The following is a 26,604-nucleotide window of genomic DNA, read 5'->3' on the forward strand; positions in this document are numbered from 1 at the left end:
CGTGACCCCCGGCTCACCGGCGGATGCGCAGGTAGGCACGATCGTCGAAGCTGACCTGGCCGGGCCGGACGGCCTTGGTGCCGGCGAGTTCGGCCACGCACCACGGATCCTTCACCAGCAGCCCGCCCAGGATCGACTCCGACTCCGCCAGCGATTCCCCGATCACCGGGTAGCCGTCGCTGGCGATCCTCAGCTCGTCGACGTCGTCGGGGACCGGGTGGACGACCACCAGTGACGGCGGCACCGGACGGCCGTCGATCGCGGCGTATCCGTACGGCCCGGTGCGGTTGCGGAACGCGTCCTGACGGCTGACGAGGGCCCGGGCTGCCAGGCGTCCCGGGTCCTCCTCGGTCACGCGGTCCATGCTGATGCGCCCGGCGGCGGCCTCCGCGGCGATGACCGCCGCACGGAACGACGCCGCCACCCGGTCGACGAGTTTGCGCGGCTGCCCGGCCGCGGGCGGCAGGCCCCGGTAGGCGAAACCGACGTCACCGATCTGCCAGATCTCCCGTCGCGCCGCGGAATAGACGGTGACCGACGCCGCGGTGTCCCCGGGTTCGGTGCGGGCGGCGAGTTCCGCGGTCAGCGCGGCCACGGCGGTGCCGGCGTCGGTGTCCTCGGCCAGCCGGCCGATGACGTCGCGGCAGGCGTTCATCGCCCACCAGCCGCCGGACCGGCCGTGGAAGGTCCGGCCGCTGACGTCGGTCGCCCCGTCGATCACCGCGGCGTGCCGCCCGGTCACGACGATCGCGTCCTCGCACCCGTGCGGATCCCCGCTCTTGCCGGCCACGAACTGCTCGATGATCTCCACGGGACCCATCCTTCCGCGACCACCGGATTCAGCCCGGCGGCCGCGTCGCGGTCCGGTGGTGCGGAGACCTCGCGCGGACGGCCACGGTGCCCTCGGTGGCCGTACGCCGATCCCGGGTTTCGCCGTCTGCCGCACCGCCGGGCCCGCGCCCGGTGACAGGATGGAGATCATGCGCCGCGCGGTGGTGTTCCTTCTGCTGCTGTCGGCGGGATGTACCGCGCCCGAGCCGCCGCGGAGGCCCGCGCCGCCGGTGTCGTCGGTGACACCATCGGCACCGGTGACGCCGCAGTGGACCGGCACGTGGGCGGCCGCCGTGCAGGGCGACGGGCGCGCGTTCGACGACCACACTCTGCGGCAGATCGTGCACACCAGCATCGGCGGCCATGCCGCCCGGCTGCACCTGACCAACGAGTTCGGCACCCGGCCGCTGACGATCGGGTCGGCCGGGCTGGGGGCCCACCGGGCGGTCACGTTCGGCGGTCGGCCGTCGGTGACGATTCCGGTGGGCGGCTCCGCGGTCAGTGACGAGGTGCCGTTCGTGGTGCCGGCCGACGCGGACGTGGCGGTCACCCTGTATCTGCCGGCGGCGACCGGCCCGAGCACCCGGCACCCCGTCGCGTCGCGGCGCAACTGGGTCGCCGCCGGGGAGCAGGTCTTCGCCACCCGGCTGACCGGTGCGCGGGCCGAGCGCAGCTGGTATTTCCTGTCCGGCCTGGACGTGCGGGGCGGCGCCGGCGCGGTGGTGGCGTTCGGGGCGTCGATCACCGACGGGCTGGGTTCACCGTTCGGCGGCGACCGGCGCTGGCCCGACCTGCTGTCCGACCGGCTGCGCGCGTCCGGCCGGGAGATCGGCGTGCTCAACACCGGGCTCAGCGGCAATCGCCTGACCGCCGACGAGCACGGTGAGCGGGCCCCGGCCCGGTTCGCCCGCGATGTGCTGCGCCGGGCGGGCGTGCGATGGGTGATCATCTCCGATGACGCGCTCAACGATCTCGGTGCCGCCGACCCGCCGCCCGCCGGCCGGCTGATCGCCGGCCTCCGGGAGCTGATCACGCGGGCCCATGCGGCGGGAGTACGGGTGATCTGCTCCACCCTGACGCCGTACGAGGGCGCCGGTTACTGGACCTCCGGCGGTGAGGCCGGCCGTGCCGCTGTCAACACGTTCCTCCGCTCCCCCGGCAGCGGCTGCGACGCCGTCCTGGATCAGGACGAGGCCCTCCGCGACCCGGCACGCCCGGCCCGTTTCCTGCGCCGCTACGACTCCGGTGACCATCTGCACCCGTCCGCCGCGGGCCTGCAGGCGATCGCCGACGCCGTCGACCTGCGCTGGTTCGCCCCGTGACGTGTTATAAGAGGCGTCATGACGGTCATCCGAAACGTGGGTCAGGCGCTTCTCGGCGCGGTCCTGGCGTTCGCCGGTATCACCCATCTGACCGTCGGCCGCAGCGAGTTCCAGGCGCAGGTCCCCGACTGGTTCCCCCTCGACGCCGACTTCGTGGTGCTGGCCTCCGGCGTCGTCGAGATCACCCTGGGCGTGGCACTGCTGACGGTCTGGCGGCAGCCGGCCCGCGGCCGGCTCGGGGTGATCGTGGCCGCGTTCTTCATCGTGATCTTCCCGGGCAACGTGGCCCAGTGGCTGGAGCACAAGGACGGCTTCGGCCTCGACACCGATACCAAGCGGTTCGCCCGGCTGTTCTTCCAGCCGCTGCTGGTGGTCTGGGCGCTGGCCGTGACCAGCGCGATCAGCACCCTGCGCCGACGGTTCAGCGACTGAGGCCGTGCCGCCGGTGCACGATCTTCTCGACGAGGCCGCCGGGCAGCAGCCGCCGCAGCGCGAAGACGGCCGGGGCGTTGCTGCCCACCGCGTAACGGGCCTTCGGCCGGTCCGCCTCGATCGCGGCCACGATCGTCCGGGCGACCTGCGCGGCGGTGATCCCGGCCCGCTCGTTGCGGTCCAGAGCGGCGAGCATCCGGGCGAAGTCCTCCCGGTACGGTGAGTCCGCCCCGATGTATTTCGTGCGCCGCTCACTGATGCCGGTCGCGATCGACCCCGGCTCCACCGTCGTCAGCCACACGCCGAACGGTGTCAGCTCCTGCCGGGCGCCGTTGCTGAAACCCTTGACCGCCGCCTTCGACGCCACATACGACGACCGGTAGGCCAGGGGGAACGACGCCAGCATCGAGCCGACCATGACCACCCGGCCGTACCCGCGTGCCCGCATCCCCGGCAGTGCCAGCTGCGTCAACCGGACCGGCCCGAGGACGTTGACCTGGAAGATCCGCCGCAGAGCGTCTCCCGGCAGCTCCTCGATCGGCCCCGACTGGCTCTCCCCCGCGTTGTTGACGAGCACGTCGACGCCGGCCAGTGTGTCCGCGAGGCGATCGATCGACGCGTCGTCGCCGAGGTCGAGCGGCAGGTAGTCGACGCCGTCGGCCCGCTGCTCCGGTGTCAGCCGCCCGGGGTCACGACTGGTGCCCAGCACCCGGAATCCGCGGGCGGCCAGAGCCGCCGCGGTAGCCAGACCGATCCCGGACGAGGCTCCGGTGACCAACGCGGTGCGATCCATCGGCAAACCTTAAGACCACGGGGGTACGCCCGGTAACCCGGATCAAGCGAGTGATCACGGTGTGGTTGCCGGGCCGTGGGGTGGGGGCAGCCTAGGGTGGTGGACGTTATGACTGTGCAGGATTCCGAAGCCGAGACCCGTCCCTGCGGCCACTGCGGCCGCCCCGTACCCCAGCGCTCGTCCGCCGGCCGGCCGTTCCGCTACTGCCGGGACAACGACGGGGAATGCCAGCGTGCCTCCCGCAACGTGCGGATGCGGCATCGTCAGTCGCCGGGGCTGGCGGGGCAGGTCGCGCGTACCTGGGAGGTCGTCGACCGTCTCGACCAGCTCGTCGGGTCCCTGACCGAGGCGCTGCACTCGGAGATGTCGCCGGCCGGCGTGGAACGTCAGGTCGCCGAGGTCCGGGCGGAGACGTCGGGCCAGGTGGCGGCGGCACACGCGGAACGCGACGACGCCCGCCGCGACGCCGAGCACGCGGCCACCGCGGCGGCGGCCGCCCAGCAGATCGCGGCGGCGGCCACGGCCGAGCGCGACGAGGCCCGGCAGCAGGCGGAGGACGCGAAACGGGCCGCGGAGGAGGCTGGGAGACGCGCTCAGGAGGCCGCCGCGGCGCGGGACGAGGCGGTGCGCAAGGCCACGGCCGCGGTCGCTCTGCGGGAGCGGGCCGAGTCCGAACGCGACGCGGCCGCCGACGATCTGGAGGCGGCGCGGCGCGAGCTTCAGGACGTGCGCAGCGCCCGCGACACCGCCGAGCGCGACCTCAGGACCGCGATCCAGGACGCCAAGGATCTTCGGGGTACGGTCGAGGCAGCGCAACGCCGCGCGCAAGAGGAACTGACGGCCGCCCGCGAACAGGTGGAGCAGCGCTCGGCCGACGCCGTCCGGGAGGGGCAGCGCGCCGCCGCCGCCGAACGGGCCCGGGACGACGCCGTCGAGCAGGCCCGCCGTGCCGAGGCGGACGCGGTCACCGCGCGGGAGGCGCTGACGGCGGTGCTGGCCGAGCGGGACACTCTGCGGCGTACCAATGAAGATCTTGAACGGTCGGTGGACCGTGCCGCGCGGGACCAGGCCGACCTGGAACGCCGTCTCGCGTTCGCCCGCGCCGACGCCGACACCGCCCAGAACCGCGTCGCCCAGCTGACGTCTCAGGTCAGCGACCTGGCCGCGGCTCTGGCCGCGCTCGGCGCCGCCCGGCCCGCCGCCCCGGCGCCCGCCCAGCCGTCCCCGTCCGACAACAGCTGACCCCGGCTGCCGCGCTGGGGTGGCGGCGCCGAGATTTTCCGGGCGGACGGGTGTGGGCGATGAGACGTGGGGTAAGCACTCGCGGTGAGGCGGGCTACGGCGTGGGCCGTGGGCGACTCGTGAACATTCTCACGTTCGGCGCGGGCTCGGGAAGGTGCCCGGAAGGCTTCAGCCCATGGTTCCTTAGCCGATCACTACGATGTGCGCACCGGCGAGTGACCGAAGGTGCCGTGAATTACGAGTGAATCCGGTCGAGTGACCGACATCGCACCACGCGAAGAAGCGGCAAAGAATCACAAAGTGGACCAAGGTCCACTCGGACGCCGGTTCGGTTTGCAGGTGGGGGTGAGTGGCCGGTTACGCTCATAGCGTTAACACCGCCGATACAGCGGTGCGGACGGAACAACTTAGGCGGCCGGCGGGGATCCCGGCGGAGGAATCCAGCGGCCGCGCCTTTCGTTACACCAACGAGAGCAGCACCACGAGCGAGGGGAAAGCCGATCATGGGCGAACGCATGCTGCGCGGCAGCCGTCTAGGCGCAGTCAGCTACGAGTCCGACCGTAACACCGAGCTTGCCCCCCGGCAGACCCGCGAGTACCTGTGCGTCAAGGGTCACCAGTTCGAGGTGCCGTTCGCCGTCGACGCCGAGGTGCCCACCACCTGGGAGTGCAAGTTCGACGGCAGCGTCGCCCGTCTGGTCGACGGCAACGAGCCGGAGGCGAAGAAGGCCAAGCCGCCGCGCACCCACTGGGACATGCTTCTGGAGCGGCGTTCGATCGCCGAGCTGGAGGACATCCTCAACGAGCGGTTGCAGGAAGTTCGCACCCGCCGCGGTCGCTGAGGAACTGACACGAGAAAGGGCCGCCCCTGACGGGGCGGCCCTTTTCGCATGCCGGAAACAGGGAGGCCGGGAGAGAGCGGAGCCTGCGGTGGCGGGCCGACGAGCCAGCCGGCCGACGGGTCAGCGGGTCAGCGGGTCAGCGGGTCAGCGGAGGATCTCGCCCTCGATGGCGCCTGCCGGTGGGGTCGGGCGCTGCTCGTCGACGACGACCACGGTGACCGGGTCGCTCTGGTGGACGCGGACGCGACGCGGGCCGAACAGGTCACCGGTGGCGGCACCGCCGAGACGCCGGGCGGCCAGTCGCTCGATGCCGCGGCGAGCCAGGAACCGGCTGGGCGGCAGGAGCAGGACGATGCCGGCGACGCCGGTGATGAAACCGGGCAGCGCCAGCAGCGATGCCCCGCCGAGGCCGATCAGTGAATTGGTGACCCCGGCAGCCGGCGGCCGGCCGTCGCGGGTGGCCTCCTGGAAGGCGCGGAAGCCGCGGATGCCCTCACGGCGCAGCAGGAGGACCCCGACGACGCTGCACGCGGCGAGCAGCAGGGCCGCCCAGCCGAAGCTGAGGATCTGTGCCACCGAGACGAAGGCCAGGAACTCAGCGAACGCCAGCAGCGGGAACACGAGGGGTAGGTAGGCCAGTCTGCTTCGGCGCATCGTCGATCCTCCGGAGGGTGCCACGCGAGCCCGCCTCACGACGGGCTCGCTCAAGCATGACACCTCGAAGCTGAGTGCTTCCTTAGCGAGGTTTGCGGCTGACCAGGTTGCTCAGGCTCTCCTTGCGGGCCTGCACGCCCCACACGGTGACCCTCAGCAGCTGTTCCTTGAAGATGTTGCCGCTCATCTTGCTGACGCCGATTTCGCGCTCGGTGAACGTGATCGGCACCTCTTTCATGCGGAAGCCCTGCCGGTACGACCGCCAGGCCATCTCGACCTGGAACGAGTAGCCGGTGGACGCGATCGTCCCGACGTCGATCTTGTCGAGAACGGCGATCCGGTACGCCCGGTAGCCGCCGGTGGCGTCCTTGAACGGCATGCCGAGCGCCATCCGGATGTAGATGTTGCCGCCGCGGGACAGCAGCAGGCGCCGCATCGGCCAGTTGTGGACACTGCCGCCGGGGATGTAGCGGGTACCGAGGACCACGTCGTGGTCCTTCAGTGCGTCCAGCAGCAGCGGCAGTTCCTCGGGGGCGTGCGAGCCGTCCGCGTCCATCTCGACGACCGCGTCGTAGCCCTTCTCCTTGCCCCACGCGAAGCCGGCCTTGTAGGCGGCGCCCAGGCCCTCCTTGCCGGCCCGGTGGAGCACGAAGATGTGGTCGTCGGCGTCGGCGAGCTCGTCGGCGATCGCGCCGGTGCCGTCCGGGGAATTGTCGTCGGCCACCAGGATGTCGACGGCAGGCGTCGCCTTACGCACCCGTTCGGTGATCAGCCGGACATTGTCCGCCTCGTTGTACGTGGGGATGATCACGAGGACCCGTCCCACTCCCGGGTAGCCTTCGGCCTCGCTCACCGTTCCTCCGAAACTGTCACGTCGTCACTGTCGATTCTCGTCTTACGGCGGCGCAGGGGCAGCACGCCGATGAGGGCGACGACCGTACCAAAAACGATCAGCGCCTCGGGCCAGAGGCCCGAACGAGTCGCCAGCGTACGCGGTCCGTCAAGATTCATGTCACGGACCACCACCGCACCGGTGTTGAAGCCGGTCGAACCGTGGACCGAGCCCTCGCCGTCCACGAAACCGGAGACCCCGACAGTGGAGACCATCAGTGCCTCCCGGCCGTGCTCGACCGCCCGCAGACGCACCATGGCCAGCTGTTGCAGGGCCTCGGCCTCGTTGAAGGTGGCGTTGTTGGTCTGCACGGTGAGGATCTGCGCCCCGCCGTCGACGGTGTCGCGGACGATGTCGTCGTAGGCGACCTCGAAGCAGATCACGTCGCCGACGACGGCCGCACCGGTGTCGATGACGCCGGGGTGGTCGCCGCCGAGCATGTTGCGGACCAGGTCGACCTTGTCGGTGACCAGCCGGGCGATCGAGCGCAGCGGCATGTACTCGGCGAACGGCACCGGGTGGCGTTTCTCGTACTGCTGGTCGAGGTCGGGGCCGGCGCCGCCGGGACGCCACAGGATGCCGACGTTGTAGATGTCGCCGGGCACGTCGGTGCGCTGCAGGGTGCCGACCAGGATGGGCGCCTTGATCGCGTCGGCGGCGGACTGGATGAGCGCGGCGGCGTCGTCGTTGCGCAGCGGGTCGATGTCGCTGGAGTTCTCCGGCCAGACGACCAGGGCGGGCTGTTTCTGCCGGCCGGCGGCGACGTCGGCGGCCAGCGCGATGGTGGCGTTGACGTGGTTGTCGAGCACGGCCCGCCGCTGGGCGTTGAAGTCCAGGCCGAGGCGGGGCACGTTGCCCTGGACGATGGCGACGGCGGTGGTGGGGCCGGCGGGGGTCTCCAGCGGCAGGGCGGCGGGCCCGCCGAGCAGGACGGCCGCGGTGACGGCGAATCCGGCGGCGGCCGGGATCCCGGAGCGCCGCCAGGCCAGCGCGAGCAGGGCGCCACCGGCGACCGCGACCACGAACGTGACCAGGGGTGCCCCGCCGTAGGCGGCCAGGCGCAGCGTGGGGGCGTCGCCCTGGCTGAACGCGAGCCGTCCCCACGGGAAGCCGCCGAAGGGGGTGCGGTCGCGCAGGAACTCCTGCCCGCCCCAGATCAGCCCGGTGAGCAGTGGCCACAGGGCCCGCCACCGGTCGGCCAGCGGCGACGTCCACGCCCCGGCCAGCCCGGCCAGCCCGAGGTAGGCGGCCTGCGCCAGGCTCAGGATGATCCACGGCAGCCAGCCGCCGCCGATGGTGGTCCACTCCAGCAGCGGCACGAACAGCACCAGCCCGGCGAGGTAGCCGAGCCCGAACCCGGCCCGCAGGCGCCTGCGGTGCACCGCCGCGGCGAGCAGCGCCACCCCCACCGGGGCGAGCCACCACAGGTCGTACGGAGGCAGGGCGAGCAGCAGGGCCGCGCCCGAGGCGACGGCCAGCGCCGCGGCCACCGGCAGCCGCAGCGGGGGCCCGGGCGCGTCGGCCGCGGGGCCCGGCTCGGTGAGCGCCGGTGGGGGCAGTGTCATTTCCACGCCAGGCAGGCTACCCGCCGATATGCAGGCACGACGGAGGGGCGCGGTCACGGTTCGACCACGCCCCTCGGGTGCTCCACACCTGTTTGCGGCCGGTGAAACACCGGCGCGCGGCCGGGAGACCCGGCGTGCGGCAGACGAAATCCGGTGACCTCGTCATGACCTTCGGACCGACCCACCGCGTGCCGGCTGCGCGCGTCGTGCCGTTGTCTACTGGCCATGATCCCGGCCCCCGGAGGGCCACCCGTGCGTGGCCCGTCTCGTGCCGCCTGCGTCTCGTAATCCCCTGGACCTGGCAGAACGCGCGACCCCTGCGGGGACTGCGGCCAGTGGACGACGAAACGTGGAACAGGACCTGAAGACGGTACGTCCCGGACCCGGCCGTCTGTCAACCGTCGTCCTCGTGTCGCGGCGTGTCTCATTCATCGGCGTGTCATCCGGATTACCGGATCGAGTTACCCAGAAGTCGCACGGCGACGTCCGGATGTTCGGCGGCGAGCAGACCCGCAGCGGCCAATATGTACTGTTCATCGACCAGCGCACGAGCCCGTTCGGGGGGTGCCCAGCCGCCGCCGACGTCGGCCAGGACGGCCCGCAGCACCGCGTCGCCGCCGCCGTGCCGCAGGACCCCGCCGGAGCCTATGACGAGACGTACGTCACGTAGGCCGGGGCGCCCGCGGGCGTGCCGGCGCAACGCGATCACCGCCGCCGTCGCGGCGAGTCGCCGGTCGCCGTCGGGGGCGGGCAGCTTCTCGGCCACCGCGGCCGCACGGGTGCCCTCGGCGCCGACCGCCACTCCCAGGTCGCCCTCGACGGTGCGGGCCCGCCACAGGGTGCCGGCGACGTCCCGGCGCGGGCCGGTCTCCGCCTCGGCGTCGGGGACGAGCGCCGAGTAGACGTCGGTGGTGGCGCCGCCGACGTCGACGACCAGGATGCCGTAGCCGGTGAGGTCGGCCAGCGCCTCCACGCCGGCCAGCACGGCGTCCGGGGTGGCGGCCCGCACCAGCTGGGCGAACCGGCGGCCCTTCGACAGCCGTTTACCGCCGATCACGTGCCGCAGGAACACGTCACGGATCGCGGCGCGGGCCGGCAGTGGGTCGAGGACACCGATGCGCGGCAACACGTTCGCGGTAGCGGTGACGGGGACACCGCGTCCGGTCATCAGGTCGCGCGCCTCGTCGCGTACGTCCGCGTTGCCGGCCAGGACCACCGGAATCCGGATCCGGGCCGCGGCGAGCCGCCTCGCATTGTGGAGAAGGGTCTCGGCGTCGCCGCCGTCGGTGCCGCCGGCGAGCAGCAGTACGTCCGGGCGGGCGGCACGCAGCCGCGCCAGGTCCGGGCCGGTCATCGGCCCGGCGGCGACGTGGACCACCTGGGCGCCGGCGGACAAGCCGACGCGGTGCCCGGCCTCGGCGGTGACCAGCTGCTCGTAGCCGATGACGGCCAGGCGCAGGCCGCCGCCGGCCGACGAGCAGACATAGAGCCGGTCGCCGCCGCCCACGGCGGCGACCGCGGCGTCCAGGCCCTCCAGGACGTCCGAGGAGGCGGTGGTCGGCACCTCGGCGCGGCGGATCAGTTCCGCGCCGTCCAGATCGATCTTGGCGGCTTTGGTGTACGTGGACCCGACGTCGACACAAACGGCGGTCGTCACGGCTTCGGCGGCACCACGACCGTCCCGACCGCGGTGGTGGCCACGATCGGTTCCTCGAGTACCTCGGCCGCCGACCCGGACGTGCCCCGGCAGACCACCCGGACCTCGAAGGCGATCTTCCGGGAGCGGGTGCCCGCCTTCGTCACCGTCCCGATGATCTCCAGTACGTCCCCGGCCCGCACCGGCGCCTTGAACTGCACGTCGTCGTAGGAGGCGAACAGTCCCTCGTCGCCGTCGAGCCGGATGCAGATCTCGGTGGCCACGTCGCCGAACAGGCCTAGCGAGTAGGCGCCGTCGACCAGGTTCCCGGCGTAGTGGGCGTGGGCGTAGGGCACGTAGCGGCGATGGGTCACGGTGATCACTTCGAACCTCCGGCGAGGGCGTGGACGAGATAGGAGGCGACCTCACGCGGGGTGGTGCCGCGGCTGAAGATCCGGTCGACGCCCAGTTCGGGCGCCATCAGTTCGTCGAAGCGGGGGCCACCGACGATCAGCAGCGGCCGTTTCCCGGCCGGCAGCGCCTCCCGGAAGGCCGCCGACATGGCCCGGGTGTTCTGCAGGTGCGCGTCGCGCTGGGTGACCACCTGGGAGACCAGGACCGCGTCGGCCTTGCGCTCGCGGGCGGTCTCCACCAGGTCGGGCACCGACACCTGGGCGCCCATGTTGGTGACCGACAGTTCGGAGTAGTACTCCAGGCCCTTCTCGCCGGCGATGCCCTTGAGGTTGAGGATGGCGTCGATGCCGACGGTGTGCGCGTCGGTGCCGATGCACGCCCCGACCACGTTGAGCCGCCGGCGCAGCCCGCGTTTGATGGCGGCGTTGACCTCCTTGGCGCTCAGCAGCGGGAAGTCACGTTCGACGACCTGCACCTTGTCGGTGTCGACGAGGTGGGCGACCTTGCCGTAGACGACGAAGAAGGTGAAGCCGTCGCCCATCGGCTTGGCGTGCACGAGCATCGCCGGGTCCATGCCCATCTTGTTCGCCAGCTGGATCGCGGCGCCCTCGGCCCGTTTGTCGTGCGGGATCGGCAGGGTGAAGGAGAGCTGCACCATGCCGTCGCCGGTGGTGTCGCCGTACGGGCGGACGATGCTCATGCGAGGCCCTCCGTGACCGGGTTGTAGTAGTCCTCGTCCTGCCGGGCGACGCCGTCGAGGCCCTTGCCGCGGTCGGCGGGCCGCTTCATGATCCCGAAGGTGCCGTCGGCGATGGCGTTGAGCATGCCGTCGTCGACGATGCGTTCCAGCAGGTCGATGGCCTCGCTCAGGACCTGGTTGGCGCGGCCGCGGATGAACGGTCCGGGGGTGAAGTCCTCGTGCAGGTTGCCCGCCCCGTTGAGGACGTAGCGGACGTTCTGGAGGGCGATGTCCCGGTCGGAGATCCACGGCGTGACGACGGCCTCGGTCATCATGCCGACCAGCAGGATGCCCTGGCCGGTCAGGGCGCCGGCCAGGTTGAAGAAGCCGTCGAGCAGGTTGCCGCGGAAGACGTCGCCGGTCATGTGCTTGGTCGGCGGCATCCACTTGAGCGGGGCGTCCGGGAAGAGCTCCCGGGCGAGCAGCGCGTGCGCGAGCTCCATCCGGAAGGAGTCCGGCAGGTCCGGGTTGATCTCGAAGGCGTGGCCGAGGCCGAGCTGCCAGTCCGCCAGCCCGGCCTCGTGGGCGAAGTACTCGTTCATCAGCTGCGACACCGTCACCGTGTGCGCCGCGTCGACCGCGTCGGCGGTGGTGAGGTAGTTGTCCTCGCCGGTGTTGATGATGATTCCGGCCCGCGCGTGGATCTGCCGGGAGAACCGCTGGTCGACGAAGGTGCGGATCGGGTTGATGTCGCGGAACAGGATCCCGTACATCGAGTCGTTGAGCATCATGTCGAGCCGCTGCAACCCGGCCAGCGTGGCGATCTCCGGCATGCACAGGCCGGACGCGTAGTTGGTGAGCCGCACGTACCGGCCCACCTCCTTCGACGTCTCGTCCAGCGCCGCCCGCATCAGCCGGAAGTTCTCCTGCGTGGCGTACGTGCCGGCGAACCCCTCCCGGGTCGCGCCCTCCGGCACGTAGTCCAGCAGCGACTGGCCGGTCGAGCGGATCACCGCGATCACGTCCGCCCCGGCCCGGGCCGCCGCCTGTGCCTGCGGGATGTCCTCGTAGATGTCCCCGGTCGCGACGATCAGGTAGATCCACGGCCGCTGTTTCGGGTCCCCGAACCGTTTGATCAGCCGGTCCCGTTCGGCCCGCCGCCGGTCGATGGTCTTGAGACCGGCCGCGGTGGCGCGCCGGGCCCGCTGGCGGGCCTTCGCGGGACGAGCGGGCATGGTGAACCGCACCGAGCCCGCCGCCGCCTTCTGCGCCAGGACCGTCACGTCCTCCACCCCGGCGGTCTCCATGGCGTGGAACACCGGGACGGCCACCCCGTGGCCGAGCCCGACGTCCGCACGCACCGCGTCGACCAGCCGGTTCACCCAGGGGATGCCGTCCGGGTCGGCGCCGGTCACCCCGGCCAGCCGCAATACCGCGCGCTCCACCGACACGGTGGTGTGCGACCGCGCCAGGTCGACCACCGGCTGCCCGGCGCGTGCGGCGAGTGCCCTCGCCCGCGCCACCACGGCAGCATCCAGATCCAGCTTCCCGGCCAAAGAAAACGCCTCCGTTACCTCTCGAAAATCGTCTCGCCGTGCAGCACCGTCCGCAGGCAGACCGGCCGCTCCGGTTCGGTGCCGTCCACGTCCGGCAGCAGCGCCGGCAGTCCGCCGTCCACGCCGCCCGGGGTGTCCCAGGCCGCGAAGGTCGCCGGCGCGCCCGGCTTCAGCACGCCCGCACCGCTCACCGCGGCCGCCCGCCAGCCGCCCGCGGTACTCGCCGCGAACGCCGAGCGCACACTCATCCGGAACTTCGGGTTGCGCGGGGCGGCGGCCGCCACCACGATCGCCCACGGGTCCAGCGCCGTCACCGGGGAATCCGAACCGAACGCCAGCGCCACCCCGGTCGCGTGCATCGCACCGATCGGGTTGCTGGCCAGCGCTCGCTCCACACCGAGGCGCTGCGCGTACATCCGGTCGGTTCCGCCCCACAGCGCGTCGAACACCGGCTGCACCGAGGCGATCACCCCGAACTCCACCATCCGGGCGATCATCGCCTTGTCGATCAGTTCGACGTGCTCGATCCGGTGGTGGCCCTCGCGCAGCCGGTCGACGCCGACCGACTTCGCCGCGATCGCGAAACCCTCCAGCACCGTCGCGATGGCGGCGTCACCGATCGCGTGGAAGCCGCCCTGGAACCCGACCCGGACGCAGTCCAGCAGGTGGTCCGCCGCCTGCTCGGCGGTCAGGAACGCCTCACCGCACCCGTGGTCGCCGTCGTGGTAGGGCGCACGCACCGACGCCGTCCGCGAGCCCAGGGCGCCGTCGGCGTACAGGTCACCGGCCGCGCCGTGCGCACCCAGTTCCCTGGCCCGCTCGGCGCCGCCCAGCTCGCCCCAGAAACCGAACACCTGCGGCAGCCCCTGCCCGGACAGTGCCAGCACCGACGCGAAGTCGGCCTCACTGGACGTGCCCGGGCCGGCGCACTCGTGCACCGCCGCGATCCCCATCGACGCGGCCTTCGACAGCGCGGTCGTCTGCGCCGCGGTCCGCTGCGCCGCCGTCAGCGAGCCCAGCGCGATCGCCCGAACCGCGTGGTGCGCGGCCTCGCGCACCCAGCCCGACCCGTCGTAGCCGTCCACCCCCAGCGCGGCCGGCAGCAGCGACGACGACGCCAGCGCCGAATGCACCGACGCCTGGGACAGATACACCCGCCGGCCCGCCGCCGCCCGGTCCAGCTCGGCCGCGGTCGGCGGCGTCTGGTCGGACCACGTCGACTCGTCCCACCCGTGCCCGTGCACCACGCCGTCGGCCGGACGGGTCGCCGCGAACGCCGCCACCCTCTCCAGCAGCTCCCCCGGTGACCGCACCGCCGACAGGTCCAGCCCGTCGAACGCCAGACCGGTGTCGGTGGCGTGCAGGTGCGCGTCCACGAACGCCGGCGTGACCAGGGCACCGCCCAGGTCGACGGTGACGTCGGCGGACGGGGCGTCGGCGGAGTCGCCCAGCCAGGCGATCGTGTCGCCCCGGGTGACCATGGCGGTGGCGCGGGGTTCCGCGGCCGAGTAGAAGCGGCCGTTGACGTAGCGGACCGAGGGAGTGTTCGTCATGCCGGTCAGTCTGCCGCGATCCGCGCCTCGAACAGCGCCCGCACCGCGGGAACCTGACGCAGCAGGTCGACGGCGAACTCGGCGTGACCAGGCACGTAACCGTTACCGATGAGCATCGTCACGTCCGCCGCCAGGCCCTCGGCACCCAGCGCGGCGGCCGGGAAGCTGGTCGCCATCGAGAAGAAGATCACCGTGCCGCCGTTCGCGGTCGCCAGGATCGCGCCGTGCTCGCAGCCGGGCACGTCCACGCAGACGACGGTCACGTCCGCGGGCTCGCCCACGGCCTCGGCGACCGCGACGGGATCGCGGGCGTCGGCGATCGCGACGTGGTCGGCGAGTCCGGCCTTCGTGAGCGCGTCGCGCTCCGCCTCGTTCACGACCACCGCGACGGTACGGGCACCCGCCCGCCGTGCCGCCGCGAGAGTGAGCGACCCGCTCTTGCCGGCGCCACCCAGAACCGCCACGGTCACCCGGTCCGCACCCGCCTGCCCGGCCGACTTGTGGTGGCCGCGGACCACCCGGTCGGTCAGCGCCGGCGCCCCGCACACGTCGTAGACGGCCAGCGCCAGCTCCGGCGGCAGGTCGTCGGGCAGCACCCCGACGATCGATCGGCCGAACAGGATCGCCGTGCCCTCGGCCGGCACCTGCTCGCTGAGCCCGTCCCACCCGGCCAGGCCGTCGGTGATCCGTAGCGGCGTGAGGGTCAGCGACACCAGGGTGGCGACCCGGTCCCCCGGTTCGACCGCCAGCGGCGACTCCGGCCCGACCTCCTCGACCACGCCGATCAGCATGCCGCCCGACCCGGTGACCGGATTGTGCATCTTGCCGCGCGTCGCGACGATGTCGAGCACCTCGGCGCGGATCGCGTCGCCGTTGTGCGCATGCTTCTCGGCCAGCTGCCGATAACTGGCGGCGTCGAGGTTGAGCCGCTGCACCCGGATCCGGGTCTCGTCCGGCCCGATCTCCGGCGACGCATCAAGCCGCCAGGCGGCCTGCGGCAGTACGCCGGCCGGTTCCACTACCCGCCGCAACCCCACCATGCTCATGCTCCTCACGATCTTCACGCGTTAAAAACACTCTCACAGAGCAGCCTTCACCGTAAATCCTGCGTATACATGGTTACTAGACCGGAGATTCTCCGGTACCTTGATCCGAATCCAACGAGGGAGGATCTTCCGGTGGCGGACGACCTGGCAGGCCAGCCGTACGAATACCAGCGGCGCGAGCTGATCGAGCCGGACTGGACCCGGTTCCCCGGCTGGCGCGACGTGACGGCGGCCCAGTGGCAGTCCTCGCAATGGCAGCGGGTCAACTGCGTCAAGAACATCAAGCAGCTGCGTACGGTCCTCGGCGACCTGGTCGACGAGACGTTCTACGCCGACCTCGAGACCGACCAGCAGGAGCACGCCACGATGTCGATGCTCATCCCGCCCCAGATGATCAACACGATGGTCCCGGACCGGGTGCCGGACACCGCGTCGTTCTACGCCGACCCGGTCCGCAACTACATGATCCCGGTCGCGAGCGACCGCCGGCAGGACTGGCCGTCACACCCGCACGCCGCCCGCGACTCCCTGCACGAGCACGACATGTGGGTCGCCGAGGGGCTCACCCACCGCTACCCCACCAAGGTCCTCGCCGAGCTGCTGTCCACCTGCCCGCAGTACTGCGGGCACTGCACCCGGATGGACCTGGTCGGCAACAGCACTCCGACGGTGGCCAAGCTCAAACTGCTGCAGAAGCCGGTCGACCGCTACGAGGCACACCTCGCCTACCTCAAGGCCCACCCGGGGGTACGCGACGTGGTCGTCTCCGGCGGGGACGTCGCCAACGTGCCGTGGAAGCAGCTCGAGGCGTACCTGATGGGGCTGTTGTCGGTCCCGACCGTCCGGGACATCCGGCTCGCCACCAAGGCGCTGATGGGGCTGCCGCAGCACTGGCTCCAGGACGACGTGGTCGAGGGGATGCACCGGGTCGCCGTCACCGCCGAACGGCGCGGCGTCAACCTGGCCGTGCACACCCACGTCAACCACGTCAACTCGCTGACGCCGCTGGTGGCGAAGGCGGTCCGCACCCTCCTCGAGGTCGGCGTCCGCGACGTGCGCAACCAGGGCGTGCTGATGCGCGGGGTCAACGCCACCGTCGGTGACCTGCTCGACCTCTGCTTCGCGCTCCAGGGCGAGACCGGCATCCTGCCGTACTACTTCTACATGTGCGACATGATCCCCAACGCCGAGCACTGGCGGGTGCCGGTCTGGCACGCCCAGCAGTTGCAGCACGACCTGATGGGATACCTGCCCGGGTACGCCACCCCGCGCATCGTCTGCGACGTGCCGTTCGTCGGCAAGCGCTGGGTGCACATGGTCGCCGAGTACGACCGGGAGCACGGCATCTCCTACTGGACCAAGAACTACCGCACCTCGATCGAGGCGAACGACAGCGAGGCCCTCTCCAAGCCGTACGCCTACTACGACCCGATCGACACGCTGCCGGAGACCGGCCAGGCGTGGTGGCGCAAGCAGCAGGCCGCGGAATGACCTGAGGGGGAGGCGCCGGGCGCCTCCCCCTCATACTGTCAGTGCGGTTTACTCGAAGGCGTTGCGAACGTCGCGACCGGCGTCCTTGACGTGCTCGCCCGCCTGCTTGGCGTGCGCGGCCGTCTCCTGCGCCTGACCCTCGGCGTAGAGGCGCTCGTTGTCGGTCGCCTCGCCGATGCCCTGCTTCGTCTTGCCGGTCAGTTCCTCGGCCTTGTTCTTGACCTTGTCGGTGAAGCTCATTATGTCCGCCCTCCGTTAGGTCCGTGTCGCGCTTGCTGACGAACGATTGGTGCCCGGTGCGCGCTGCTTTGAAACACTTCGTGTGGGGGGCCACGCCGGGCTAGGGCGTCCCGGACCGCTCCGCGCGGTGGGCCAGCACCTCGTCCATATGCGTCTCGGCCCACGATTTCAAACCCCGCATCATCTCGTGCAGCGACAGCCCGAGCCCGGTCAGCGCGTAGTGGACCGTGACCGGCACGGTGGGTGTCACGGTGCGGCTGACCAGGCCGTCGCGTTCCAGCGTGCGCAGCGTCTGGGTCAGCATCTTCTGGCTCACCCCGGCCAGCAGCCGGGACAGCTCCGAGTAGCGCATCGGGCGCGGCCCGCCGGTGCAGTCGGGGCCGCTGCCCAGCGCGGCCAGGATCATGACGACCCACTTGTCGGAGATCGTGTCGAGCAGTCGCCGGCTCGGGCAGGCCGCCATGAACGCGTCGTACTCCGCCTTCGCCTCGGCCCGTTGCCGGGCCGCCGTCGTCGTCGCTATGACCCACCTCCGAGTACGTGACGCACCTGAGAGTGCGTACTTCCCGGAAGGAAGTTACTCCCCCACAGTTGTCCTCATGGTTTCCACGTCACTTCCCGGCGGCACCTGGACGCTGGGGGATCTCACCGTCACCCGTTTCGGATACGGCGCGATGCAGCTCGCCGGCCCCTGGGTGATGGGCCCGCCCGCCGACCATCAGGGCGCGCTCGCCGTCCTGCGCGAGGCCGTCGACCTCGGCATCACCCACATCGACACCGCCGACGCGTACGGGCCGCATGTCACCAACCGGCTCATCCGCGAGGCGCTCCACCCGTACCGCGACACCCTGCATGTCGTGACCAAGGTCGGCGCGACCCGCGACGACCGGGGCGGCTGGCCGCCCGCCCGCGATCCGGCGAGCCTGCGCCGGGCCGTGCACGACAACCTGGAGAATCTCGGCCTGGACGTGCTCGACCTGGTCAACCTGCGGCTCGGCGACGCCGACGGCCCGCAGCCCGCATCGGTCGCCGAAGCGTTCGGAACCCTCGCCGACCTCCAGCGGCAGGGACTCATCCGGCATCTGGGAGTGAGTAACGCCACCGCCGAACAGGTCGCCGAGGCCCGGAGCATCGCGCCGATCGTCTGCGTGCAGAACATGTACAACCTCGCCCACCGCCACGACGACGACCTGATCGACAAGCTCGCCGCCGACGGCATCGCCTACGTGCCGTTCTTCCCGCTCGGCGGCTTCAGCCCGTTGCAGTCGTCGGCCCTGTCCGCGGTCGCCGCCCGCCTCGGGACGACGCCGATGTCGGTGGCCCTGGCCTGGCTCCTGCACCGGTCGCCGAACATCCTGCTGATCCCCGGCACCTCGTCGGTGGCCCACCTCCGCGAGAACGTGGCCAACGCGGCCCTCGCCCTCTCCCCCGCCGACCTCGCCGAACTGGGCGTCATCCGATGGGCTGGATCGGCCGGCGAATCCACAGTGGACCCCGGTTGAGCTGCTAATTTCCGTCCATGGCCTTCATTCAGATCGTCGAGTACGAAACCGACCGGCCCGATGAGATGTGGGCGCTCGGTGAGCAGCACATCGGCGGTCTGGGCGACACCCCGCCCGGCTTCCGGCTCACCATCACCCAGGACCGGGACAACCCCAGCCGGTACGTGACGATCGTGGAATTCCCCTCCTACGAGGAGGCCATGCAGACCAGCGCCCACCCGGACACCGACGCGTTCGCGCGGAAGATGGCCGCCCTCTGCACCGACGGGCCACACTTCCGCAACCTGGAGATCCGCCACGCCGTCGGCTAGAGACCCGTCCGCGGACGGGGTTCATGCCCGATGGGATCTCGGGACTCCACCAGCTCGCAGACCCCGACGCCGGAAGCTGCCTACCGAGCGTTCGGTGCCAGCAGGCGGTCCGGTTCTTCCGGCCGGTGGGCTGTTGTCAGCGGGGGGGTGGGAGCACACACAGCGCGATCGTGAGCGCTGGTCATCGCGATGGGGAGGATCAGCGCTCACGAAAGCAGGACCGTGGGATCCCGTCGCTGTGATGACGACGGTCAGCGCACACGATCGGCGATCGTGTGCGCTGGTCGTCGTCGGCCGTGAGTGTCCAGTCCCCTGAGATGTGTCAGTCGTCGGTCGTGGGTGTCGGTCAGCGCGTCGATGCAGGTTGATGTGATGTGGACGGCGTGGTGGGGGTACAGGCCGTCGTCCTGGGTCGCCGGGCTGCGCGGGTCCCGCTGCGGCCGTCGTCGGTTGAGCCGGGACGGGGCACGGTCGGCGGGTTAGGGTCGCGATCATGGACGTCGTCGTGGTGGGAGCGGGGATCGCCGGGCTGGCCTGTGCGCGGGCGCTCGTGGACGGGGGTGCCCGGGTCCGGGTCGCCGAACGTGGGCGGGTCGTCGGCGGGCGGCTGGCCAGCAAACGGTTCGACGGGCGGTATGTCGACATCGGCGCCGCCTACCTGGTGGCCGATCATCCGGACTTCGTGGCGCAGGTCGCGTCCTGGGAGGCGCGCGGCCTGGCCCGGCCGTGGACCGACACGCTCCGTGTCCATCCGGGTGGCGGGGATGCGGTCGGGCCGATGCGCTGGGCGGCACCGGGCGGGCTGCGTACCCTCGCCGTTGATCTCGCCGACGGGCTCGACGTACAGCGGGAGAGTCCCCTCTCGTCCATCCCGGCCGACGCCGACGCCGTCGTGCTCGCCATGCCGGGACCACAGGCTCTGCGGCTGGCGCCGCCGGAGGCCGTCGCCGCCGCGGCCCGGGCACAGACCTGGCACCCGGTGATCGCGGCCGTGCTCACCTACCCCGCCCGGGAGTGGGGTGACCTGCGCGGCGCCTTCGTCAACGAGCATCCCGTCCTGTCCACCGTCTGCGACGACGGCGACCGGCGCGGCGACGGCGCTCCGGTGCTGGTGGCCCATTCGACGGCCGCGCTGGCCGCACACCACCTGGACGATCCGGCCGCCGCCGGGCCGGTGCTGGCCGGTGCCGTCGGGGAACTACTCGGCCTCACCGCTGAACCCGAGGTGCGGGTACACCGGTGGACCTACGCGCAGCCGGACCCGGGCGACGCCGACCACGCCGTCGACGGCCGGGTCTGGCTGTGCGGGGACGCCTTCGGCAAACCCCGGGTGCAGACCGCCTGGCTCTCCGGCCGCGCGGTGGCCAGGGCCCTGCTCGACTGAGCAGACCCTCCCGGCCGAGCGGACCACCTGGCACTCCGGGCACGCGGTGACCAAGGACCTACTCGGCTATGCAGAGCCGCCCGGCTCACCCGGGCGGCAGCAACGGTTCGGCTCGGCTGGGCGGGGGTGCTATTCGGGGAGGGCGGCCTTCATGCTCCAGTCCGTGCGGCGGGGGTGGTCGGGCAGGGCGATGCGGCCAGTGCACCAGAGGTGCACGGCTGCCGGGTCGCCCTCCGGGGCGTCCGGGAACAGGCGGGCCAGGACTCGGGCGGACAGGGCCGGCGGCGGGGTCCAGCCGAGGTTCAGGCCCTGGGCGATGTCCCAGGTGTGCATCAGGGTCTCGTTGACACCCATGGCGGCGAAACCCGACGGGTCGGTCGGTCCCCAGTGCCAGGCACGCGCGGTGGGGCCGGCGGCGCGCAACGCGAGGGAGAGCAGGCCGGCGCAGGCCGCGACGATCTGTAGCACCACGCGCGGCGGGGCGTCCGGCCGCACCTCGAGGTCGAGCGGCAGGTAGGCGCCGTCGGCCCGGGAGATCCGCACGCCGAGGGCGGGCGGCAGGTGACCGCCGGGGCGGGCGGTCAGCTGGGTGGCGTAGGCGGTCAGGTCGTGCGCCACGTGCGCCGCCGTCGCGCGGCAGTCCCAGTCGAGGGCTCCGGCGCGCACCGTCCAGTCGCGGTCCTGGAGCGGAACCAGCAGCCGCAGCATCTCCGCCACGGCCGCGTCGAGGTCGTCCGCATTCATCGTATCCACGTGCCTCATCATGGACGGCATGCCCAAGAAGGTGGACCAACGGGAGCGCCGCACCCTGATCGCTGACGCACTGATGCGGGTGGCGGCCGAGCAGGGACTGGAGGCGGTCAGTCTGCGGCACGTGGCCGCCGAGGCGGGCGTGTCGGCGGGGATGGTGCAGCACTGGTTCCGTACCAGGGACGAGATGATGACGTTCGCCATGGAGGTGGTCCGCGAGCGCAACGAGGCCCGGGTCACCGAGGCGATCACCGCACTGGGTGACTCCCCGGCGCCGCGCGACCTGCTGCGGACCATCATCGCGACGCTGCTGCCGCTGGAGGACGAGAGCCGGGCCGACGGGCGGGTGGCGCTGGCGTTCCTGGCGTACACGGCGGTGCGGCCCACGGCGTCGGCCGCGCTCCGGGAGGAGACGGCGCAACTGGTCGGCTTCATCGGGAGCCTGTTGCCCGTACCGGAGCAGGCTCTTGGTCTTCTCGCCCTGATGGAGGGTCTCGGGGTCTATCTCCTCGGCGGGCAGACCACGCCCGACGAGGCCCGTGCGGCGCTCGACGCGCAGTTGGATCTGCTGTTCGGCATGCCATAGTCCGGGAATTGGCCGTCCCCCGCCCGGCCGGGATGTGACAGGCTGCCCGGACACGACGGTCGACCCGGTGGGAGAGTGTTCCGGTGAAGCAGGCGCAACGGCTCAAGGCGGTCCGGTACGACATTCGCGGGCCGGTGCTGCGCCGCGCACAGCAGCTCGAGGACGCCGGACATCAGATCATCAAGCTGAACATCGGCAACCCGGCGCCGTGGGGTCTGGCCACACCCGAGCCGATCATGGCCGACGTGGTGCACAACCTCGGATCCGCGACGGGCTACAGCGACGCCCGCGGGATCTACTCGGCGCGGGTCGCGGTCGCCCACAAGTATCAGATCCAGGGTGCCATCGACGTCCAGCCGGAGGACGTGATGCTGGGCAACGGCGTCTCCGAGCTGATCGTGATGTGCCTCCAGGCGCTGCTCGACACCGGTGACGAGGTGCTGGTGCCGAGCCCCGACTACCCGCTGTGGACGGGCGCGGTGTCACTCTGCGGCGGCCGGGCGGTGCACTACCGCTGCGACGAGAGCAACGGCTGGCAGCCCGACCTGGAGCAACTCGCGGCCCAGGTCACCCCGGACACCCGCGCCATGGTGATCATCAACCCGAACAACCCGACCGGCGCGGTCTACTCGCGGGAGGTGCTGGAGGGGATGCTCGACATCGCCCGCCGGCACGGCCTGCTGGTGTTCGCCGACGAGATCTACGACCAGATCATCTACGACCGGGCGGTGCACCACACCGCGGCGGCGCTCGCCCCCGACGTGCCGATGATCAGCATGGGCGGGTTGTCGAAGACGCACCGGGCCGCCGGATTCCGGTCCGGGTGGCTGGCGATCACCGGCTTCGGCCCCCAGGACACCGACTATCTCGAGGGCCTGCAGCTGCTGGCCAACATGCGGCTGTGCCCTAACGTGCCCGCGCAGCACGCCATCCAGACCGCGCTCGGTGGATACCAGAGCATCAACGCCCTGGTCACCCCCGGTGGCCGGCTCTACGAGCAGCGCGAGCACGCCTGGCGGTCGCTCACCGCGATCCCCGGCGTGGAGTGTTTCAAGCCGGAGGGGGCGCTCTACCTCTTCGCCCGCCTCGACCCGGCGGTCCACAAGATCCACGACGATGAGCGACTGATCATCGACCTGCTGGAGTCGAAGCAGCTGCTGCTGTCACACGGCACCGGTTTCAACATCGACACCCCGGACCATCTGCGGATCGTCTTCCTGGCTCCGGTCGACGTGCTCGACGACGCGATCGGCCGGCTGCGCGGTTTCCTCTCCACCTACCGTCAGTAGCGTCACCGGTAGCGGCTAGGCCGGCTCGCGTACACCGCCCTCGTCCCCGTCGTCCGGCATCGGCTCGACGGGGGCCGGCGGCAGCTCCTCCGGCGCGTCCGGGAGCAACTCGCCCGGGTCGTCCGGGACCGGCTCACGCGGGTCGATCGGCGGATAGTCCTCGGGGTTCATCTCCGGCTGGCTCATGATCCCATCATCGGGCACCGGCGCGGTCGGCGCAGCGTGGGCCGAGGCGATCATCCCCGTCGGGGGCGGCCGAGAGGTGGCTCGTGCTGCGGAAACCGACATGGTCGGGTGGGCGACTCAGGGGCCCGTGGCGGGCCGGCGGTGACACGCTGTGGTTCCCTTACCGACTCGCCAACTGGAGTGTGGCCATGCGCCGCTCACGAATATTCACGACCATGGTGGTGACCGGGGTGATGACGACGGCCGCCGTGGCGCCGTCCGCCCCGGCGCGGGCCGGCCCGGTCCCGGCGGCTGCCGCTGTCGCCTATCCGGACCCCGTCCGCGTCAGCGTGTCCAGCCTCGGTGTCCAGGGCATCGACCTCAGCTGGGACCCGGCGCTCAGTGCGGACGGCCGCTTCGTGGCCTTCGTCTCGGCATCCGACACGCTGGTACCCGGCGACACCAACGACACGGCCGACATCTTCGTCCGCGACATGCGTACCGGGGCGACCACGCGGGTCAACGTCTCCAGCTCCGGCGAGCAGGCCGGTGACTACTCCACCCAGCCGGTGATCAGCGCCGACGGCCGGTACGTGGCGTTCGGCTCCACCGCGACCAATCTGGTTCCCGGCGTCGTCCGCGGCGCCTGGGAGGTCTACCTGCGCGACCGCTGGGCGGGCACCACCCGCCAGGTGTCGCTGAACAATTCCGGCGAGCAGGCCGGTGAAGGGCTCACGGTGGCCGGCGGGATCAGCGCGGACGGCCGGTACGTCTCCTTCATGTCCTACAACGACCAGCTGGTACCGGGGGACACCAACGGGACGCAGGACGCGTTCGTCCGCGACACCCGCCGCGGGGTCACCGAGCGGGTGAGTGTGTCCAGCGGGGAGACCGAGGGGGTCAACGGCGGCGGCGAGTCGGTCATCAGCGCGGACGGCCGCTTCGTCTCCTTCATCTCCGATTCGCCCGACCTGGTCGCGAACGACACCAACGACGGCCGCGACGTCTTCATGCGCGACCGCCGGAACGGTACGACGACCCGTGTCAACCTGACCACGACAGGCGGACAGGCCGACGGCGTGGACAGCGGGACGGGCCACACCACCCAGTCGCTCAGCGGTGACGGCCGGTATGTCGCCTTCTCGTCGCGGTCGACGAACCTCGTGCCGGGCGACACCAACGCCGACATCGACGTCTTCGTCCGGGACACCCGCCTGGGCACCACCACCCGGATGACCGATCTGTCGGCCGAACACCCGTCGATCAGCATCGACGGACGCTGGGTCGCGTTGCTGTCCAACGGTCAGGTGCAGGTGAAAGACCGTCGTACCGGGGTGCTCACGACAGTGGCGCCGACGTCGCACAACATGGTGGCCGCGCCGGGAATCAGCGCCGGAGGGCGGCACGTCGCGTTCACCTCGAATGAGGCGCTGGTGCCCGCCGACACCAACGAAGTGGCCGACATCTACTGGGCCGCCCGCTCCTGAGGCGGTGCCCTCCGGCATTCGACGCCGGGCCCTCCGTCAGTCCAGGCGGTGCCCTCCGGCATTCGAGGCCGTGCGCGAAAAGATCGCATGCGGCCTCGAGACCGCCGGCCCGGACACCGAGCTGAGCACCCTGCGGTAAATCGGTCGACCGCCACACCCGGGCGGGCCGATACTGTGCGGCTGGTCTCCGTACGGCCGGCGTTCGGGGGCTCGGTGAAACGTTCGGAAGAGGTCATTCTGCATCGCCTGTATCGCGGGCTCCGCGAACGGCGGCCACCGCAGGACGTGGCGGTGGACATCGTGGACCTCGGTGCCCAGCGGTGGCTCAGCGCGGTGGGCAGCCGTGACCTGTATGCGCTGATGCGCCACCAGCGGGCCCGTCAGGGGTCCACCGGGTCGTCGATGCCGGCGGCGTGGCAGCGCCATCCCGGGGTGGGCCGGGCCTACGAGGCGGCCCACAGCGCGGTGGCCGCCGTCGCGCTGACCGCCGGCCGGCCGCAGCCGGGCACCGCGGATCCGGCCGACCCGGCGTCGCTGCGGCGGTGGCTCGGCACGGCCCTGCCCCTGCTCGGGCTGTCCGCCGAACAGCCGTGGCCGGCCCGGCCGACGAGGCCGCGCCGGCCGGTGCCGATGACGTCGTGGACGGGCGGCACCTACCACGGTCTGCGGAAGCCGGCCGGGGCCCGCGGTGACCGGGGTGGGCACGCCGACGCACGGGACCGGATGGACGCCGTCACCCGACGGGAGATGCTGCCCGGGGTGCCGGTCCGGGCGTACCGGCGGGCGGTGCGGTCCGTGCTGCACCTGCAACAGCGCACCGAGGTGCTGGCGGCCGAACGGGACCGGGAGGCGTCGGTGGCGTTCGGCAAGGCGCGGCTCGCGTACCTGGTCACCGAGGAGGACTTCGTGGCGTGCCCGGCCACCGCGGCGTTCACCGCCTACTACGTGGCCCGGCTCAACATGCGGACGGTGTTCACGTCCGGCCGGCAGGCGCGGCCGATGGACACGCTGGCCGAGCAGTTGCTGGCCGCGGCTCTGGCGGCGCCGACCTGCCGGCCGTGGGTGGCGGCGTCGGTGCTGACCCGCTGGGCGGTGCTGGACCGGCTCGACGACACGCAGTGCGGGACGCTGATGGGGCTGTACTACGAGCAGCTCGCCGCGTCGGCACGGGCGCTGCGCAGTGCCTATGACCCGCGGCGCGATCCGACCGACATGATCATGCGGATGGGGGACGACTCGTCGACGTGGAACACCGCCACCCGGGCGTTCAACCAGGCGCGCACCGGGTGGCTCAACCTGATGCGCGGGCTCGGGTACGACGACGTCGTCGAGGCGACCTGCCCCGGCAAGGTGCCCGCGCTGGTGGCGGCGGACGTCGCGGCCTGGCACCGGCTGGAGGGCCGCGACCAGCACACCGACGTGCGGGTGTGGGCCGACCTGCCACTGCCGTGGGACGTGGTACTCGGCGACGGCACCTGCTCCGCCGAGCTGGTGCGGGCGGCCTGCCTACGGTACGGCGTGGATCCGGAGGCGGCCGGGTGGACGCAGCCGTACCGGCAGGGTTCTGCCGAGCTGCCGGCGCCGGCCCGGGACCTGGTCCACGGGGTGACCGTGTCGTCGCCGTTGCTGGCCGGGATGCTGCGGCAGATCGGCGTCTTCTCCGGGCAGGTGCGGTAGACGACTCCCGGTGCCCGCCGCCACCGCCCGGCGGGTAAATGCGTTGCGGTGATCGCGGTGGGCGACGAGGCTGGGGTGGCACGGCGGTAGCTCAGAGAGCCGGAGGAGGCTCCGGCCCGGCAGAGCGGGCGGCTCACGACCTTCCGCCCCGTCCCCGTTTCGACCACGGGTCACCGTGCGCACAGGCCAGGCCCCGGCCGCATCCGGGCGCCTGGCCTGCATCGTCTTCCCAGGACCGCATCCCGGCGCCCGGCCCGCATCGGTG

27 protein-coding genes are annotated in these 26,604 nt (G+C 71.8%); 12 read left to right on the forward strand and 15 right to left on the reverse strand.

The genetic code is table 11. The features are described from left to right. Positions 1–13 precede the first annotated feature (13 nt). Positions 14–811 (reverse strand): hypothetical protein, encoded by a 798-nt coding sequence (locus tag BC793_RS40875; protein WP_109602048.1) that lies wholly within the window; start codon positions 809–811, stop codon positions 14–16. A gap of 58 nt (positions 812–869) precedes the next feature. Between BC793_RS40875 and BC793_RS40880 the strand changes: the two genes are divergently transcribed. Continuing rightward, complete coding sequence (locus tag BC793_RS40880) at positions 870–2,153, forward strand: SGNH/GDSL hydrolase family protein (RefSeq protein WP_211340660.1); 1,284 nt, start codon at positions 870–872, stop codon at positions 2,151–2,153. An 18-nt stretch (positions 2,154–2,171) separates the two neighbouring features. Continuing rightward, positions 2,172–2,585, forward strand: a complete 414-nt coding sequence (locus BC793_RS40885) for a DoxX family protein (protein ID WP_109601994.1) — start codon at positions 2,172–2,174, stop codon at positions 2,583–2,585. Here the strand turns inward: BC793_RS40885 and BC793_RS40890 are convergent. Then, a complete protein-coding gene (locus BC793_RS40890; protein ID WP_203896561.1) occupies positions 2,575–3,378 on the reverse strand; it encodes an SDR family oxidoreductase in 804 nt (267 codons plus the stop codon). The genes BC793_RS40885 and BC793_RS40890 overlap by 11 nt on opposite strands. Before the next feature lie 108 nt (positions 3,379–3,486). Here BC793_RS40890 and BC793_RS40895 point away from each other — a divergent pair, with 108 nt between their 5' ends. Both BC793_RS40895 and BC793_RS40900 read left to right on the forward strand, forming a co-directional pair. Continuing rightward, positions 3,487–4,620, forward strand: coding sequence for a coiled-coil domain-containing protein (locus BC793_RS40895; protein ID WP_109601996.1), 1,134 nt, complete (start codon positions 3,487–3,489; stop codon positions 4,618–4,620). Positions 4,621–5,123: 503 nt separating this feature from the next. After that, on the forward strand, positions 5,124–5,462 hold the full coding sequence (locus tag BC793_RS40900; RefSeq protein ID WP_067693645.1) for an RNA polymerase-binding protein RbpA: 339 nt from the start codon (positions 5,124–5,126) through the stop codon (positions 5,460–5,462). 144 nt (positions 5,463–5,606) lie between these two features. On the opposite strand, the gene BC793_RS40905 is transcribed toward BC793_RS40900, so the two are convergent. The 9 genes from BC793_RS40905 to kdd all read right to left on the reverse strand — a co-directional run bounded on the left by BC793_RS40905 (position 5,607) and on the right by kdd (position 15,457). Then, positions 5,607–6,116: an FxsA family protein gene (locus BC793_RS40905; RefSeq protein WP_109601997.1), complete on the reverse strand. Its 510-nt coding sequence runs from the start codon at positions 6,114–6,116 to the stop codon at positions 5,607–5,609. An 82-nt stretch (positions 6,117–6,198) separates the two neighbouring features. Then, the gene (locus BC793_RS40910) at positions 6,199–6,969 is read right to left on the reverse strand and encodes a polyprenol monophosphomannose synthase (protein WP_109601998.1); all 771 of its coding nucleotides are present in this window, start codon (positions 6,967–6,969) and stop codon (positions 6,199–6,201) included. Then, positions 6,966–8,573 (reverse strand): apolipoprotein N-acyltransferase, encoded by a 1,608-nt coding sequence (gene lnt, locus BC793_RS40915; protein ID WP_109601999.1) that lies wholly within the window; start codon positions 8,571–8,573, stop codon positions 6,966–6,968. The genes BC793_RS40910 and lnt overlap by 4 nt, the downstream gene beginning before the upstream one ends. A gap of 448 nt (positions 8,574–9,021) precedes the next feature. Then, positions 9,022–10,230, reverse strand: a complete 1,209-nt coding sequence (locus BC793_RS40920; RefSeq protein WP_109602000.1) for a glutamate mutase L — start codon at positions 10,228–10,230, stop codon at positions 9,022–9,024. Further along, the gene (gene kal, locus BC793_RS40925) at positions 10,227–10,592 is read right to left on the reverse strand and encodes a 3-aminobutyryl-CoA ammonia lyase (RefSeq protein ID WP_109602001.1); all 366 of its coding nucleotides are present in this window, start codon (positions 10,590–10,592) and stop codon (positions 10,227–10,229) included. The genes BC793_RS40920 and kal overlap by 4 nt, the downstream gene beginning before the upstream one ends. Continuing rightward, positions 10,589–11,323: a lysine 5,6-aminomutase subunit beta gene (gene kamE / locus BC793_RS40930; protein ID WP_109602002.1), complete on the reverse strand. Its 735-nt coding sequence runs from the start codon at positions 11,321–11,323 to the stop codon at positions 10,589–10,591. Before kamE ends, kal begins: the two co-directional genes overlap by 4 nt. Beyond that, positions 11,320–12,858, reverse strand: a complete 1,539-nt coding sequence (kamD, locus tag BC793_RS40935; protein ID WP_109602003.1) for a lysine 5,6-aminomutase subunit alpha — start codon at positions 12,856–12,858, stop codon at positions 11,320–11,322. Before kamD ends, kamE begins: the two co-directional genes overlap by 4 nt. A gap of 14 nt (positions 12,859–12,872) precedes the next feature. Continuing rightward, complete coding sequence (locus BC793_RS40940) at positions 12,873–14,411, reverse strand: amidohydrolase (protein ID WP_109602004.1); 1,539 nt, start codon at positions 14,409–14,411, stop codon at positions 12,873–12,875. Between the two features lie 5 nt (positions 14,412–14,416). Continuing rightward, entirely contained in the window at positions 14,417–15,457 is a 1,041-nt protein-coding gene (gene kdd, locus BC793_RS40945; protein WP_109602050.1) for an L-erythro-3,5-diaminohexanoate dehydrogenase, read from the reverse strand. Positions 15,458–15,589: 132 nt separating this feature from the next. On the opposite strand from kdd, the gene BC793_RS40950 reads away from it, so the two are divergent. Then, the gene (locus tag BC793_RS40950; protein WP_239170579.1) at positions 15,590–16,948 is read left to right on the forward strand and encodes a KamA family radical SAM protein; all 1,359 of its coding nucleotides are present in this window, start codon (positions 15,590–15,592) and stop codon (positions 16,946–16,948) included. Positions 16,949–16,996: 48 nt separating this feature from the next. Here the strand turns inward: BC793_RS40950 and BC793_RS40955 are convergent, their stop codons facing one another. Together BC793_RS40955 and BC793_RS40960 are read right to left on the reverse strand one after the other, a co-directional pair. Further along, entirely contained in the window at positions 16,997–17,188 is a 192-nt protein-coding gene (locus BC793_RS40955; RefSeq protein WP_109602006.1) for a CsbD family protein, read from the reverse strand. Positions 17,189–17,288: 100 nt separating this feature from the next. Beyond that, the gene (locus BC793_RS40960; RefSeq protein WP_373871303.1) at positions 17,289–17,651 is read right to left on the reverse strand and encodes a winged helix-turn-helix transcriptional regulator; all 363 of its coding nucleotides are present in this window, start codon (positions 17,649–17,651) and stop codon (positions 17,289–17,291) included. A gap of 136 nt (positions 17,652–17,787) precedes the next feature. Between BC793_RS40960 and BC793_RS40965 the strand changes: the two genes are divergently transcribed. The 3 genes from BC793_RS40965 to BC793_RS40975 all read left to right on the forward strand — a co-directional run bounded on the left by BC793_RS40965 (position 17,788) and on the right by BC793_RS40975 (position 20,385). Then, entirely contained in the window at positions 17,788–18,690 is a 903-nt protein-coding gene (locus BC793_RS40965; protein WP_109602008.1) for an aldo/keto reductase family oxidoreductase, read from the forward strand. Between the two features lie 17 nt (positions 18,691–18,707). Continuing rightward, the gene (locus BC793_RS40970; RefSeq protein ID WP_109602009.1) at positions 18,708–19,001 is read left to right on the forward strand and encodes a hypothetical protein; all 294 of its coding nucleotides are present in this window, start codon (positions 18,708–18,710) and stop codon (positions 18,999–19,001) included. A gap of 493 nt (positions 19,002–19,494) precedes the next feature. After that, complete coding sequence (locus tag BC793_RS40975) at positions 19,495–20,385, forward strand: NAD(P)/FAD-dependent oxidoreductase (protein WP_109602010.1); 891 nt, start codon at positions 19,495–19,497, stop codon at positions 20,383–20,385. 129 nt (positions 20,386–20,514) lie between these two features. Here the strand turns inward: BC793_RS40975 and BC793_RS40980 are convergent, their stop codons facing one another. Further along, entirely contained in the window at positions 20,515–21,129 is a 615-nt protein-coding gene (locus BC793_RS40980) for a maleylpyruvate isomerase N-terminal domain-containing protein (RefSeq protein WP_109602011.1), read from the reverse strand. Between the two features lie 28 nt (positions 21,130–21,157). Between BC793_RS40980 and BC793_RS40985 the strand changes: the two genes are divergently transcribed. Together BC793_RS40985 and BC793_RS40990 are read left to right on the forward strand one after the other, a co-directional pair. After that, positions 21,158–21,721 (forward strand): TetR/AcrR family transcriptional regulator, encoded by a 564-nt coding sequence (locus BC793_RS40985; protein ID WP_109602051.1) that lies wholly within the window; start codon positions 21,158–21,160, stop codon positions 21,719–21,721. Between the two features lie 83 nt (positions 21,722–21,804). After that, positions 21,805–23,010 carry a pyridoxal phosphate-dependent aminotransferase gene (locus BC793_RS40990; protein ID WP_109602012.1) on the forward strand — a complete coding sequence of 402 codons (1,206 nt, stop codon included), beginning with the start codon at positions 21,805–21,807 and terminating at the stop codon, positions 23,008–23,010. 15 nt (positions 23,011–23,025) lie between these two features. On the opposite strand, the gene BC793_RS50425 is transcribed toward BC793_RS40990, so the two are convergent. Then, positions 23,026–23,196: a hypothetical protein gene (locus BC793_RS50425; RefSeq protein WP_170167345.1), complete on the reverse strand. Its 171-nt coding sequence runs from the start codon at positions 23,194–23,196 to the stop codon at positions 23,026–23,028. A gap of 188 nt (positions 23,197–23,384) precedes the next feature. Here BC793_RS50425 and BC793_RS41000 point away from each other — a divergent pair, with 188 nt between their 5' ends. Both BC793_RS41000 and BC793_RS41010 read left to right on the forward strand, forming a co-directional pair. Then, positions 23,385–24,662, forward strand: coding sequence for a TolB family protein (locus BC793_RS41000; RefSeq protein WP_146246694.1), 1,278 nt, complete (start codon positions 23,385–23,387; stop codon positions 24,660–24,662). 213 nt (positions 24,663–24,875) lie between these two features. Next, a complete protein-coding gene (locus tag BC793_RS41010; RefSeq protein WP_146246695.1) occupies positions 24,876–26,339 on the forward strand; it encodes a hypothetical protein in 1,464 nt (487 codons plus the stop codon). The last annotated feature ends 265 nt before the right edge of the window (positions 26,340–26,604 follow it).

Origin of the sequence: Actinoplanes xinjiangensis (genome assembly GCF_003148685.1) — a bacterium.
GTDB lineage: Bacteria > Actinomycetota > Actinomycetes > Mycobacteriales > Micromonosporaceae > Actinoplanes > Actinoplanes xinjiangensis.

Excerpts from the sequence above, each read along its gene's own strand:
- BC793_RS40885 (WP_109601994.1), top strand. The coding sequence starts at position 2,172 with ATGACGGTCATCCGAAACGTGGGTCAGGCGCTTCTCGGCGCGGTCCTG.
- BC793_RS40890 (WP_203896561.1), bottom strand. The coding sequence starts at position 3,378 with ATGGATCGCACCGCGTTGGTCACCGGAGCCTCGTCCGGGATCGGTCTG.
- BC793_RS40895 (WP_109601996.1), top strand. The coding sequence starts at position 3,487 with ATGACTGTGCAGGATTCCGAAGCCGAGACCCGTCCCTGCGGCCACTGC.
- BC793_RS40900 (WP_067693645.1), top strand. The coding sequence starts at position 5,124 with ATGGGCGAACGCATGCTGCGCGGCAGCCGTCTAGGCGCAGTCAGCTAC.
- BC793_RS40905 (WP_109601997.1), bottom strand. The coding sequence starts at position 6,116 with ATGCGCCGAAGCAGACTGGCCTACCTACCCCTCGTGTTCCCGCTGCTG.
- lnt (WP_109601999.1), bottom strand. The coding sequence starts at position 8,573 with ATGACACTGCCCCCACCGGCGCTCACCGAGCCGGGCCCCGCGGCCGAC.
- kamE (WP_109602002.1), bottom strand. The coding sequence starts at position 11,323 with ATGAGCATCGTCCGCCCGTACGGCGACACCACCGGCGACGGCATGGTG.
- BC793_RS40940 (WP_109602004.1), bottom strand. The coding sequence starts at position 14,411 with ATGACGAACACTCCCTCGGTCCGCTACGTCAACGGCCGCTTCTACTCG.
- kdd (WP_109602050.1), bottom strand. The coding sequence starts at position 15,457 with ATGAGCATGGTGGGGTTGCGGCGGGTAGTGGAACCGGCCGGCGTACTG.
- BC793_RS40955 (WP_109602006.1), bottom strand. The coding sequence starts at position 17,188 with ATGAGCTTCACCGACAAGGTCAAGAACAAGGCCGAGGAACTGACCGGC.
- BC793_RS40960 (WP_373871303.1), bottom strand. The coding sequence starts at position 17,651 with ATGGCGGCCTGCCCGAGCCGGCGACTGCTCGACACGATCTCCGACAAG.
- BC793_RS40965 (WP_109602008.1), top strand. The coding sequence starts at position 17,788 with ATGGTTTCCACGTCACTTCCCGGCGGCACCTGGACGCTGGGGGATCTC.
- BC793_RS40970 (WP_109602009.1), top strand. The coding sequence starts at position 18,708 with ATGGCCTTCATTCAGATCGTCGAGTACGAAACCGACCGGCCCGATGAG.
- BC793_RS40975 (WP_109602010.1), top strand. The coding sequence starts at position 19,495 with ATGGACGTCGTCGTGGTGGGAGCGGGGATCGCCGGGCTGGCCTGTGCG.
- BC793_RS40980 (WP_109602011.1), bottom strand. The coding sequence starts at position 21,129 with ATGAATGCGGACGACCTCGACGCGGCCGTGGCGGAGATGCTGCGGCTG.
- BC793_RS40985 (WP_109602051.1), top strand. The coding sequence starts at position 21,158 with ATGCCCAAGAAGGTGGACCAACGGGAGCGCCGCACCCTGATCGCTGAC.
- BC793_RS50425 (WP_170167345.1), bottom strand. The coding sequence starts at position 23,196 with ATGAGCCAGCCGGAGATGAACCCCGAGGACTATCCGCCGATCGACCCG.
- BC793_RS41000 (WP_146246694.1), top strand. The coding sequence starts at position 23,385 with ATGCGCCGCTCACGAATATTCACGACCATGGTGGTGACCGGGGTGATG.